General features: G+C 49.0%; 1 protein-coding gene (cut by a window edge). It reads right to left on the bottom strand.

Annotation, left to right across the window (positions count from 1 at the left end; translation table 11 throughout):
• Window positions 1-15,053, bottom strand: partial view of a non-ribosomal peptide synthetase gene (locus HP567_RS22440; RefSeq protein ID WP_173608317.1) — the 3' portion only. 6,448 nt of this gene lie beyond the right edge of the window; only the last 15,053 of its 21,501 coding nucleotides appear in the window; the start codon falls outside the window, past its right edge — the gene reads right to left on this strand; the stop codon is at window positions 1-3.

Below are 15,053 nucleotides of genomic sequence, written 5' to 3' on the forward strand. Positions count from 1 at the left end.
TTATCCCTCCACTATTTGTCGCTTCCAAATACTGGTCGTATGGTTAGGTTTCTGACTCACATATGTCAGTGTTTTTGTTGGACGCCCTGCCTCTTCACGGTAAACGTCAAATCGGTTTAACGTCGGAGGTGCAATCGAATGTCGTTTGTTCGGACGTGAGACTGCCTCCTCCCAGGATTGTAAAACGACGTTGGCGTTCGTTCCCCCATCTGCAAAACAATTAATCGCTGCTATTCTGGGCGAATCGTTCCATTCAGAAAGCTGTCGTTGAAAATAAAACGGCGTTGACTCCATATGGAAATGGGTCATCGGCTCTTGCCCTGACAAGAACGGAACCAACTGTTGGTGTTTGAGCATCAGCACGACTTTTATCAAGCTGGCAATCCCTTCTGCACATAATGGATGACCGATGTTTGGCTTGATCGATCCTAATCCGCAAGCGGTCATATGAGATGAGCGATAGACAGACTGAATGGCTTTGAGTTCAAGTAAATCGGTAACCTCTGAACCAGAACCATTCGCTTCTATATAGCTGATTTGTTCCGGATTCACGCCAGCTTTCGCCAGTGCCGTCTGCATAACTTCTTTTTGGGCTTGCAAATTGGGGGTGGCAGGACCTGCCGTTCGTCCATCATTGTTGACCGCTACTCCCTTGATGACGGCATGTATTTCATCACCATCAGCCAGTGCTTGTTCCACGGTCTTCAATAGAACCATTCCTACGCCTTCTCCCAATACGAGGCCGCCCGCACGCCTATCAAAAATATGGAAGGCTGGCTCTTCGCTTAAAATCCCTCTTTGGTGGAACATCCGATGCGCTTCATCACCGTTTAATACGTTTACCCCGCCGACGATAGCAGCCTCAATCTCTCCACTGCGAAGGGAATGAATCGCCATATTCATCCCGACCAGCGCCGAAGAGCATGCGGTATCGATGACCATACTCGGTCCTCTAAGATCGAAGTACTGGGAAATATTTGTGGCCAAATAGTTTTGTCCCACGGTCATAATCGGATTTTGTGTTTGATGAAGACGATCTTCACTTGGGCGGTGATTACTTCTTGCCCCGATGTAGACGCCTACCGCCCTTCCCTTGATGTCTTTCGCTGTGTATCCTGCCTGATGCCATAGGTGAAGACTTTCCTCCATTACCAATAAGGCTTGCGGGTCCATGGCCTTGGCATCTTCTTTTGCAATCAGGAAGTAAGAAGGATCAAAAGCAGTTATGTTGTCCAGAAGTCCTGCATGATAGGAATTTTCATACCCCCAGCGTTCCTTTGGCACAGCCCCAATGGCTGAACGGCCCTCCGCTAACAACTTCCAATATTCATCCACGTTACGAGCACCCGGAAAACGGCAAGAGAGCCCCACTACTGCGATGTCAGACGGATTTTCCTGATTATATGGGGGAGCCTGACTACTCACCATCTGGCTTTTCTTAGTTTCCCTGCGGATAGGCTGACTCTTCGGATGGTCGCTCATTTCAGGAGAAGTCAGCGTCAGTTCGTCAGAGATGCAATCGCCGTGATTGCTGGTTAGCCATTCTGCAAGTGTTTCGATGGTGGGATATTCATATAAAATCGTCGGGTCCAAGTCCTTGCCCAACCATTTAATGATCTCATTCATCACTTGAGCCAGTAACACCGAATCGATCCCGTAGTCTGGAAACTCTTTGTCTATTTCCAATCTGGCAGGATCTATTTTCAGCTCCTTCGCAAACAGCTCAATCAGTCTTGTTTGTGCTGTCTTCTCAAGACCCACTGAGCTTTGCGTCGGCTTGCCTGCTGGTGGACGATGAGGCGACAGGTTCACAACAGGAGCTTCTTGCTTTTTGTGTTGCATCAATTGCTGGGGTTCCCACAGTTCCTCGTTAATGGCTGCCGGGAACACTACAGGACCAATTTTCCCCAAAAGAATATGATCCAGTAATCGCAGTCCTTGCTCGTCAGTGATGTGTACGAGTCCTGTTTGTTGATAGGCTTTGGTCGTAACTGCACCGATCCCGGTTTCCTTCCAGCTCGGCCACTGAATGCTGACGATCGGGCAAAAATCCGCATGTGCCGTTGCAAAATAATCCATATAGGCATTGGCTAACACGTAATCACTCTGCCCCGCTGCCAAGGATGGAATGATTGCCGAAGCAGATGAAAAGAGAACGAAGAACTGTAAAGGCTCGTCCTTGCAGAGTTCGTATAGCGTATGCAGTCCAGCCACTTTCGGTTGTAATACCTGCTGAATTCCATCCGTCGATTTCCGAATAAACGCAGGATTTTGATCATCGCTAAAACCAGCGCAATGAATCACCCCGCCAATCGGCCCCATCGTCTGTTTCAACTCGCGCAAATGCTGTTGCCAAGCCTCTTCATCGGTTAAGGATACAGAGAGGACTTCAACCTGTACGCCTTGCTTTTCCAAAGCTTGTACCGCCCGAATTTTCTTTGCTGCGGAAGTGCTTTGCGTCTCATTGGCTCCCCATTGCTCGCGTGGCGGCAGACTTTCTCTCCCTGTGAGCACCAGTTTTTTGACACCATGACGCTCTACAAAATGTTTGGCGCATAGATATCCAAGCCCTCGGGTGCCGCCTGTGATCAACAGAACATGGTTCTCAGGGAAAACAAACGCTGGCTCCTGACTGTCTGCTACCCTCTCTTCCTGAAGATAAGCCCTATAACGCTCACCCGCTCGATAGCAAACCTCTGTTTCCTGAGCATCGATAAGAAACTCTGCTGCAATCTGTTGCGCAAGTTCTTCTCCATCAGCCAATGGCTCCAAATCCACATGACGTGATTGCAGATGCTTGTATTCACTTTGCAGCATGCGGTATACCCCAACACGTGAGGCCCCCGTCAAATTGACAGAGTCATTCTGGAAGGATTCCAAGCCTTTCGTCACACCCAATAGCGTCAAGCCTTCCTTATGACCATTCTCAATGAGTTGTTGCAGCCATGGAATCCAAGCCAGCGAATCGGGATGCTGACGCCCACAACCGATCAAATCGATAATGCCATCATAGTTTTTCCACTCCGTCTCATCCTGGTGGAATCGTGATTCGAGCTCGTTCAGTTCCAGAATTTCACACTTGGCGAAATGGTTGGACAGTTGAATCGCCAAATGCTTCGTTTCATCCGTTGTGAAAATACCAATCGTTCGATGAGCTGTTTTGGTTGGCATCGCTGGGCAAGCCTTCCATTGCTTTTTCAAAATGCGCATGTCTGGCTGAACCGCAATCTGCTCATATGTGGATCGGGATGCTGCACCTGTAAATGACGTATGTCCACCAGGCACCCAATAAGCTTCTCGGCTAAACGGATAGGTTGGAAGACTAATCCGCCGAGGCTTTCTCTCCCCATACAAGCTGCTCCAGTCAATGTTTAGCCCTTTCACCCAAACGTCCAGCAATTTGCTGTATTTTCCTTTGTTCATCCAGGAATCAATCATTTGCGGCATATCATCATCGGCTGCAAAGATTGCCAAGGTGTCTTTATGACGTTTTACCTGTCCGTGGTAAAGGTCTTCAATGTCCTTCTGTCTTCCTATGAATTGCTTCAATTTCTCTTCAAGCTCCATCATCGAGCCCGCAATCACAGCCAAACGTTCCTCCATCGGTTCTCGTCCCACTTGAAGGGTATAGGCCATTTCAGCTAAATCCGCATCAGACAATCCCTGTTCTGCAATGTATTCGAGCAGTCGTTGTACCCGTTGTTGAAGCTGATCTTCATTCTTGGCCGACAGGAGAATCAAGGCAGGATTTTGCGGACTTGCCATTATGGTAGCCTGCTCTTCCGTTTTTGGAATGTATTCTTCAATCACGACATGGGCATTCGATCCGCCCGCACCAAAACTGCTCACACCAGCGCGGCGTGGAGCTTCCCGTCCGTCAATGACAGGGCGTTTCCACTCCGCCAGCTCTTGCTGAACAACAAACGGCGTCACGCTGAAATCTATATTCGGGTTGAGTACTTCAGCATGCAGGGATGGTGCTAATTGTTCATGCTTAAGTTGCAATAAGACCTTCGTCACCCCAGCGATTCCCGCCGCACTCTCACAATGCCCGATGTTGGACTTCGCCGATCCAATGGCACAAAACTGTTTATCATTTGTGTACACTTGGAAAGCCTTCGTTAGGCCCGTAATTTCAATTGGATCACCCAGAGAGGTACCCGTACCATGTGCTTCCAGATAGCTGATCGTCCGTGGATCGATTCCGGCTTTTTGAAAAGCACGTCCAATAACCCGAGCTTGGGCATTCGGGCTAGGCACATTGTATCCATTCGTTTTTCCTCCGTGGTTAACGGCGGTTCCTTTTATCACACCATAAATTTGATCTCCATCGGCAATCGCTTTCGCCAGAGGTTTAAGCAGGACTGCTCCCACCCCCTCGCCAGGTACATACCCGTCGCCGCCGATTCCAAAGCTTTCGCATCGTCCCTTGCTGGATGCGAATTTGCCTTGTCCAAGCATCAAGTATTTGTTGGGGTGAATGGAAATGTTGACACCACCTGCGATAGCAGCCTCACATTCCCCTTGCTGTAGGCTTTGGCAAGCCAAATGAATGGTTGTCAGGGAAGAGGAACACATCGTATCGACCGCCATGCTAGGTCCATGGAAGTTGCAGAAATAAGAAACCCGATTCGCAATGGAGGCTGGACTTCCTGCCAGCGCCATCGGTCTACCGAGCATCGTTTCCTGGGCTCCATAGAGCTGGTATTCTTCGTACATGACTCCGACGTAAACCCCGACATTACCGCCTAGACCCATGCCAGGTGTCCCGCCGAGCGATTCACGCGTATACCCTGCATCCTCTAACGTTTCATAGACGCACTCCAGGAACAAACGCTCTTGGGGGTCCATGATTTCAGCCTCTCTTGGTGTGATATTGAAAAATAACGGGTCAAATTGATCAACACCGTCCAGGAAACCTCCCCACTTGCTGTAGGTTTTTCCTTGCTTTTTCTTATCTGCATCAAAGAACAGGCTGTGATCCCAGCGCTCTTCGGGAATTTCTGTGACACAATCCTTGCCATCGCGCAGGTTACGCCAGAACTCGCTCATATTTCTAGCTTTCGGATAACGACCGGAGACCCCAATAATCGCAATGTCTAAGGCGTCATTTGCTGGTTTGGTTTCACTCGTCGTTTCCTTCAACACGTTTCCCCTGCTCCTGCGATTGTGGATGATCGGTTTTGCCGTTGCAGCAACCATCGTCTGAGCAACGCTCGACCTTTTCACAGGGGATGCCGTCGGTGCTTCTTTCTCATCCATCCCAAGGATACTCATCATTTGATCCCGGTGCGCTGCCAGGAAGTATTTTGCAATTTCTTCGATGGTTTGATATTCGAAAAAGAGTGTTTTCGACAGCGAACCAAACGTTTTTTCTAATTCGTTTGTTAATTGCATGACCATAATCGAGTCAATTCCGTACTTTTCCAGCAAGGCATCTGCTTCGATGCGGTCTATTGGCAGCTTGATCACGGAAGAGACCAGCTTTTTGAAGTAATAGATCGCTTTTTCCTTTGGCAAATGATGACTCGCTGGTTGTATGACGGTTGAAGCTTTGACTTCTTGTTCTGTTGTCTTCTGTCTTCCCACCACCGCTGCGTGGAGGCGTTGTAAATCTCCTTCCATGACCATCACCTGATCTTTTCGAGAAGCTACGGCTTCATAAAAAGCGCGAATGCCCGTCGCGGTGTGCAAGGCGATCATTCCGAGCCTTTGTTTCACCATCTCCTCAACTGCTTCATCTACTTGCATCCCGCCCTCTTTCCAGAGCGGCCAGTTGATAGAGACTGTTTGACCCTGACGTTGCTTTGCCTGCACCCGTTCATTCCGATCTTTCGCATAGCCGTCCATAAAGGCATTCGCGCAAGCATAGTCTGCCTGACCACTATTTCCTGCACTTCCTGCTATCGAAGAAAAGAGGACGAAGAAATCGAGAGGCTGATCTTTACTTGCCTCATCCAAATTCGTAAGACCGGCCACTTTTGGCGCTACCACTTGGTCCCATTCTTCTGTCGTTTTCTTGAGGATGAAGTTGTCTCGAACGACACCCGCGCTATGGATGATGCCGTGAAGACCTCCGAATTCCTGTTGAATACTTTGGATGAGCTGGATTACTTCCTGCTTGTCCGTCACATCAACTTGGCGGTAGACAACCCTTGCACCTGATTTTTCCCATTCATGAAGCATCGCTTGTTTATCTTCACGCAGAGGAGAACGTCCTGTGAGAATTAAGGTTGCCCGTTTCGCTTGATTCGCGATTTCCCTTGCAAAAATCAACCCTAAACCGCCTGCTCCACCCGTAATCAAATAGGTTCCTTGATCTTTCCACGGAATAGTGACCTCATCATGCAATGGCTTGGTTTCACACCAGCCCAGTACATAACGTTTACCCTCTTGATAGCGAATTCGGTCATCCATAGGATGGCACGCATTCTCTTGCAGCTTGCTTGCGATTTCTGCCGCATGTTCACCTGGGTTTATTTCAATGAATTGGCCGATTAGATTAGGATTCTCCTGCTGCGCTGTTTTCAGCAAGCCAGAAAGTCCGCTTACGTATGATTGTTCCGCTTTGTCGGGAACGACGACCTGCACTAACACTTTGCCAAGTATCTTTAGTTGGAAGAGGCTTTGGATTTCCAAAAATACTTGGGAAGCATAGGCCTCGAACCTGTCGGCAATGTCCTCCTGTTGGGATTGCAAAGGAATCAAGCGCACTTCGTTCATCTGTGCTGAAATACTTGCAAGCGACGCTGCAAAACCTTCCACCATCATCACGATATGCTGTGCATAGGCAGGAGTCTCCGTTTCCTGAAGAACTGCTTGTTCCTTCCAGCAAGGATGCACCATCAACATTCCTTGGCCCTCTGTAGCTTCGAAGTCTGCCGCTTTACCATCCAACTTGCGAGACGAAAAGCGCTTCATTCTGACAAGAACATTTCCCTGCTCGTCACATAAGTCAATATCCAGCTTCTGTACATGATCAGAAGCGTTGCTGCCATCGCTGTAGCGAATATACGCCCACATCTGTCGCGTGCATGGACTGAAGATTTCCAGCTCATCCAGCGCAAAAGGCAAGATTGGCTTGAGCGTATCGAAATTGTTAGTGAGACTCTTGTCATCAGCCCCTATAAATAAGCCAATCGCCGCCTGCAAAGCCGAATCCATCATACTGGGGTGCAGCACAAACTGTTCTTCTGTCCCCAAAACAGCGAAAGGTAAAGACAGCTTTGCCAACACCCGATCCGTGCCTTTGTGCACTTCCACAATTCCTTGCAGCGCTGGACCATACTGCATTCCCATTGCTTTATAAAATTCATAGCATTGGCTGCCACTCAAAATGCTATGGCTACACGCGTCTTGTAGCATAGCGAGATCAAGCGCGGGCGTCTCGGCAACCGTATGGAATACGGCACTTCCCTGACTGTGCACAATTTCTTCTGCTACATTTCCTGTATGCTCACTATAGATGCGATAGCCAATCTCTCCACTGTCTTCCAGTTGAAGACCAATGTGAACATCGACAGGCTGATCATCGACAGCAATTGGCTTGGCCCACACCATATTTTTGAGCGTCAAGCCATTCTGTCCCGCTTTTAAGGCTCCCGCTGACTGATCGATTGCCGCGCGTGCCATTTCGAGATAAGCAACACCCGGTAAGAGCTGCTGTCCATTCACTACATGATCTGCCAAGAAAAATTCCTGTCCACGGAAGGTAGAACTATACCGCTGTTCCAACAATTCAGACGTGTTTTTCTGGAGCAATGGGTGAAGGAAGAGCGTCCCTTCTGATGTGGCTGCCACTTCGCGCGCAAATTGCGTATCCATCTGTGGAATCCAATAACGTTCTCTTGCAAACGGATACGTAGGCAAGCTAATGCGACGAGGTTTCTTCTCACCGTAGAGCTTGTGCCAATCAACCACGCCTCCGCTGACCCACAGATCAAGCAGCTTGGCGTATTTTCTTTTGCTTATCCAAGCATCAATTGCCTTTTGCAAATCTTCATCCGCTTCAAACACGGCGATTGTCTTTTTGTTACCTTTCACCTGTCCTCGGAATACATCTGTGATGCTTTCCTGTCCATCTACAAATTGCGTCAGCTTTTCCTGAAGCTCTTGAACGGAGCCGGCCATCACAGCCAGGCGTTCTTCCATGGCTTCTCGCCCAATTTGAAGCGTGTAAGCAGTATCTGCTAAATCCAGGTCAGAAATGGACTGATCCTTGATCGCAGCTAATAAACGCAGTGCCTGTTCGTGGAGCTGGCTTTCGTTCTTTGCTGACAGGAGAATGATCGCTGGATTTGCGTGACTTACATGGATCGCTGGACGTTTCTCATGGTCTGGAATGTATTCTTCCAAAACGATATGAGCATTCGAGCCACCCGCCCCAAAGCTGCTCACACCGGAGCGTCTTGGAAACTCCTGACCGTCAATGACAGGACGTTTCCATTCCGCCAGCTCTTGCTGGACGACAAACGGAGTTGCGCTGAAATCAATATTCGGGTTTAGCACCTCGGCATGCAAGGATGGTGCTAGTTGTCCGTGTTTGAGCTGCAGCAGGATCTTCGTGATCCCGGCAATTCCGGCTGCACTCTCACAATGCCCGATATTGGATTTCGCTGATCCGATGGAGCAAAACTGCTTGTCAGTTGTGTACGCCTGGAAGGCTTTGGTCAAACCTGCGATCTCTATTGGATCTCCTAAAGAAGTACCTGTACCGTGCGCTTCCAAATAACTAATCGTTCGTGGATCAATTCCTGCCTCCTTCAAGGCACGCCCAATTACACTCGCTTGTGCATTCGGATTAGGTACGGTATAGCCATTTGTTTTGCCGCCATGGTTAATGGCGCTTCCTTTTATCACACCGTAAATTTGATCTCCGTCGGCAATTGCTTTCGCCAAAGGCTTAAGCAGTACCGCTCCGACACCTTCTCCAGGCACATAGCCGTCGCCGCCAAGTCCAAAGCTTTCGCATCGTCCCTTGCTGGAAGCAAATTTTCCCTGTCCGAGCATCAAATATTTATTCGGGTGAATGGAAACATTGACACCACCCGCAATTGCAACCTCGCATTCACCGCGTAGCAAGCTTTGGCAGGCAAAATGAATGCCCGTTAGCGAGGAGGAACACATGGTATCAACAGCTACGCTAGGACCATGGAAATTAAAGAAATAAGAAACACGGTTCGCTACAGATGAGAAGCTTCCACCAAGGGCCATTGGTCTGCCCATCAAGGTTTCTTGTGCACCATACAGTTGATACTCTTCATACATGATGCCCACATAAACACCGACATTACCGCCAAGTCCGAACCCTTTAGACGATCCGAGAGATTCGCGGGTATAGCCTGCATCCTCTAAGGTTTCATACACACACTCCAGGAATAAACGTTCCTGCGGGTCCATGATTTCTGCTTCCAGGGGCGAAATATTGAAGAACAGCGGATCGAATTGATCAACACCATCGATGAATCCGCCCCATTTGCTATAGGTTTTCCCCCGTTTGTTCTTATCCTCATCAAAATACAAACTGTGGTTCCAGCGGTCTTTGGGGATCTCCGTAATGCAATCCTTGCCATCGCGCAAATTGTTCCAAAACTCTTGCGTATTCCGCGCTTTCGGATAACGTCCAGAAACCCCAATGATCGCAACATCCAAAGCTCCTTTGGCTGGTTGGGTTTCCTTCTGTGTCGAAATGAACCGCGAGCCTTTGCGACTGCTTCCGCGCTGGCTGTTCCTTTGCCTTTTCGACGTGTTCTCTTCTTTTGTCACGGATGCTGTTTCTCGGGTAACAACTGTTTCCTGCTGTTCTGTAAGGCCCAAGATTTCAATGAATTTGTCTCGATAGGAGTCCAAGAAATAACCAATTAATTCGTGAATCGTTTGATACTCAAAAAATAACGTTTTCGGCAGCGAGCCAAAGCTTTTCTCTAATTGGTTGGTTAATTTCATGGATAGAATCGAATCAATTCCGTATGTCTCCATCGAGGCATCTTCTTCGATTCGATTCACGGGAAGTTGCAGCACCTCGGCAAATTCCTTTTTCACAAAATGAGTCGCTTTCTCACGGAGCACATTTTGTTCTACAGTAGCGGTCGCTTGTTTTTCTTTTTTCTCTTCCCTGGTTGGTGTGATCGATGCCACTGGCTGCATCTGTTTTACCAGCATCTCTTCAAATTCTTCAAGTAAATAGGACGCAAGCTGCTGTAGCGTCGGACACTCCACGAATACATTAGGAATCAGCCCAATGTGATATTGCTGATTAAGCTTGTTGGCGAATTCAGTCAGTAGAACCTGATTAAATCCGAGTTCAGACAGCTCCACTCTGACATCAATATCCATGGTAGGAACCTGCAGCAGATCCGACACGGTTTGCATCAAAGCAAATTCCACTTTTTGCAACAGATTGCTCGTATCCGCTGCTTCCGAAGTTTCCAATCGGACAGGAGCATGCTTCGATTGAGAACCGTTGACTGGTGTTTGCAAAACCAGTGTTTGCTTGAGCTTCGCCAGATCGCCTTCCATCACCATGACCTGAGCTTTTCCAGAGGCTAAGCCTTGGTACATAGCTCCAATACCCGTCGAAGTCTGCATAGCGACTACTCCCCTGCTATGCTCCAGCATGTCACCGGCCTCTGCGCCAGCCTGCATTCCGCCCTCTTTCCACAATGGCCAATTCATGGACAACGTCTGTCCGTGACGTTGCTGTAACGCAACCAAACCATTACGATAGTGGGCAAATCCGTCCATAAATGCGTTGGCGCACGCATAGTCAGCTTGACCGATATTCCCCAAGCTGCCAGCCACCGAGGAAAACAGCACCAGGAAATCCAGCTCTACATCTTTGCTGGCTTCATCCAGATTGATGAGACCCGTAACCTTCGGATGGAGAACTGTTTGGACCTCCTCCCTGTTTTTCCTGAGGATATAGCTGTCACGAAGCACGCCAGCACTATGAATAATGCCATGTAGTCGACCATAGTCCTGTTGAATCGTGCGGATCAACTCTGCCATTTCCTGTTTCTGCGTCACATCAACTTGGCGGTATTCAACACTTGCTCCCGATTCTTTCAATTCCTGGAGTTTGCCTTGCTTCTCTTGATCCAATGGGGAACGTCCTGTCAGAATGAAATTCGCCTGTTGAACCTTCTGTACAATTTCGTTGGCAAAAATATAACCCAGTCCGCCTGCCCCGCCAGTGATGAGATAAACCCCACCGTGTTTCCACGGAATGCTCGTCTCTTGTGGAGCATCGAGTTCTACCCACTCAGCTACATATCGCTTTCCAGATTGATATCGAATCTGAACATCCAATGGGCAGCGTACATTCTCCTTTATTTTTTCGGCGATCCCGAATTCGTCGTCGCCCGATTCTATCTCGATTACCTGTCCAATCAGGCTGGGATTCTCCAAGTTTGCCGTTTTCAGCAAACCAGAGAAAGCGGTGAAAGACGGTAGCTCCGCTTGCAAGGGAACGACAATCTGAACCAATACCTTGCCGCGTACTTTTTGCTTGAAAATCCCTTGAATTTCCTCAACTACCTGCGTCGTATAATCAATGAAACGCTCGGCAACGCCTTTTTGCGTGGATCGCAAAGGAATGCAACGAACGCCATTCAAGCTGGCCTGGAGATTGTTCCAAGAATCGTGATCCGGTTCTACCATCATCACGACTCGCTGTGTATAGTCAGGGGCTTCGGCCTTGCTCGCAACCGCTAGTTCCTTCCACTCTGGATGAACCAGCAGTGCTCCGAGCTTGCCTTTGGAATCCATCGTCGCTACTTCGCCTTCCAGCACTCGTGCCGAGAAGCCTTGCATACGTACGCAAACCGTTCCTTGATCGTCACACAAATCAATATCCACTTTCTGTACCTTGTCTCCCGAGCTATTGGCGCTAGCCTGTCGAATCCATACCCACATCCGTGAGGAAGTCTGGCTAAAAATGCTCAGCTTCTCCAGTGCAAAAGGCAGGATTGGCTTCAGATTCGCTGTATCGCCTGTGCCAAGCAATAATCCGATAGAGGATTGTAAGGCCGAATCCAGCATGCTCGGATGCAAGACGAATTCTCCTTGCGTCTCGGCAACTTTGGAAGGCATGGCTAGCTTGGCCAATACTTGCCCCTCTCCCACGTACACATGCTCAATTCCTTGCTGAGCTGGCCCATAGACAAGTCCCATTGTTTGAAAGGCGTCATAACACTCACTTGCATGAAGCGTGCGATAACTGCATTGGGCTTTGATCGCATCGAGATTATGCGTGGGTACAGCAGTGATCCCTGCAAACACCACACCCCCTTGACTGTGTACCACCGATTCGGCCTGTTCGTCCTGCGGTTCGCTGTATATTTCATAGCGAAGGTCGCCGTTATCCTCAGGATAGATGCCGATGTGTACCTCAACAGGCGTATCTTCCACCACAATCGGTTGCGCCCATACTACATTTTTCAGCTCCATCACGTATTGCTCGTCTTCCAACGCTCCTGCTGCTAGATCCGCAGCAGCTCGAGCCATCTCAAGATAAGCAACCCCAGGCAGGATTCTCTTTCCTTTTACAACATGATCCGATAAAAAGAATTCCTGACCATCAAAAGTAGAGCTGAATCTTTGCTCACGGAGATCTGAAGTATTTTGATGCAGCAAAGGATGCAGGGAAGCAGTCAGACCAGGCGCACCTTTTATGTGAGTGGACGGCTGTGTCTTCGGTTTGGGCAGCCAGTAATTCTCTCTGGCAAAAGGATAGGCAGGCAAGCTGATCCGACGAGGCTTGATTTCGTCATAGAGCTTATTCCAGTCCATATTCAAGCCCTTCACCCAGAAATCGAGAAGCTTGGAGAATTTTTTGCGTTGCATCCATTTCTCAATTGCTTCTTGTAATTCCTCATCGCCTGCGAAGATGTCTGTTGTTTCTCTGCTGCGCTTTACCTGACCACGATAGAGGTCGGCAATGCTGTCATCACCTGCAAGAAAGCTTTGCAACTTCTCTACCATCTCTGAAAGCGAACTCGCCATCAGGGCTAGGCGTTCTTCCATCGCCTCGCGTCCCACTTGGAGCGTATACGCAATATCAGCAAGGTCCACATCTGTAAATGCTTGCTCCTCAATCGACGCTAACAGTCTCTGCACTTGTTCAACGAGACGCTCCTTATTCTTCGCCGACAGGACGATGATCGCCGGATTTTGCGGACTGACCGTGATCGTCGGGCGTTCCTTGACCGCAGGAATATATTCCTCAATCACAACATGTGCATTGGACCCACCTGCACCAAAAGAAGAAATCCCGGCAATTCGCGGGAATTCTCTCTTTTCGCCGTTCACTTCAATAAGCGGCCGCTTCCATTCAGCCAAGTCCTGCTGAACGACAAAAGGTGTTTTCGAAAACGGAATATTCGGATTCAACTCTTGCGCATGCAGGCTTGGAACCAGCTGTTGATGCTTCATTTGCAGCAAAATTTTTGCCACTCCTGCGATTCCAGCCGCCGCTTCCAAGTGACCAATATTGGATTTAACGGAGCCAATCGCACAAAATCCTGTATCCTGCGTATCCTTGCGGAAGGCCTGGATGAGACCCGTAATTTCAATCGGATCACCCAGCTCCGTGCCTGTTCCGTGCGCTTCGATATAGCTAACGGTTTTGGCATGAACACCTGCCTTATCCAGCGCCTGGCGAATCAGCTCTCCTTGAGCAGTTGGATTCGGTACGGTATAGCCATTGGTTTTTCCGCCGTGATTCACGCTGGTACCACGAATCAATCCGTAGATATGGTCGCCATCCGCAATTGCTTTTGACAGTGGTTTGAGCAGTACTGTACCTACTCCTTCTCCCGGTACAAAACCGTTTCCGCCTTGCCCAAAGCTTTTGCATTGTCCATCTACGGAAAGCATATGCAGCGCTGACAAAAAGACATAGCTGGAAGGATGCAGATACAGGTTGACTCCGCCGGCAATCGCCAGTTCACAATCCCCGTTATACAGATGCTCGCATGCTTCATGAATCGCCGTAAGCGAAGCGGAGCACATCGTATCAATCGGCATACTCGGACCTTGGAGGTTGAGGAAATAGGAAACACGATTCGTCAGTGAGCTAAACGAGGTGTGCGGGTAAATCAATTCACCCTGCTTCCATAAATCAGGTCCATACAAGCTGAACCCTGTTTTGGTAATCCCTCCAAACACTCCAACCCGTCGATTGTACTTTTCCGCAAGCTGTTGTCTCGTATAGCCAGCATCCTCCAGCACTTCCCAGCAAGACTCCATAAATAACCGTTCTTGCGGATCGAAATGCATCGCTTCCCACGGAGACATATTGAAAAAGAGCGGGTCGAATTCAGCGAATCCGTCTACAAAGCCGCCCCATTTGCCGTAGCTTTTTCCTTCTGCCACAGCTTTGTCTGGATCAGGCTCGAAAAAGTCATCCAGTGACCAGCGCTCTTCCGGAATTTCTGTAATGCAATCCTTTCCAGACTTCAGATTCTCCCAATACTCGTTCAGTGATCGCGCTTTTGGATAACGTCCGCTCATGCCGATAATGGCAATCGGCTCCCGCGCTATCTGCTTTCCTGATTGCACGGCTGTACTGCGAATCGGTTCATGGCTGGCTGTATCACGTTCGTTACGCACCAGTGGTGTTGAAGTTCCGCGATTGGCCGCACCCTGACGATCAAGCCCCGTCCACTTCATGCATTCCTGCCTATGATCAGCGACGAGATAATCTGCAAGGGTGTCAAGAGTCTGATATTCATACAAAATGGTCTTGGACAATTCGCTAAAAACATCCCCCAGCTTTTTATTCAGCTGGATCACCATAATCGAATCGATTCCGTATGTCTCGAACGGTTCATCGACAGCGATTTTACCTGCTCCCAGTCTGGTCTCTTGTCCGAACATCACCTTTAGCTGATAGAGCGTTTTCTCTTTTAACACGCCTGCATCGACTGACAGCTTCGCATCGTGCACCGGTGTGGAATCGAGCTGTGACACGACAGAAGTACCAAGCAACTGATCCTTGAGTGTTGGCAGATTGCCTTCGATAACCAGCATCTGCACAGTGCCGGAAGCCACCC

This window comes from Brevibacillus sp. M2.1A (genome assembly GCF_013284355.2).
In the GTDB taxonomy this organism is placed as follows: Bacteria; Bacillota; Bacilli; order Brevibacillales; family Brevibacillaceae; genus Brevibacillus.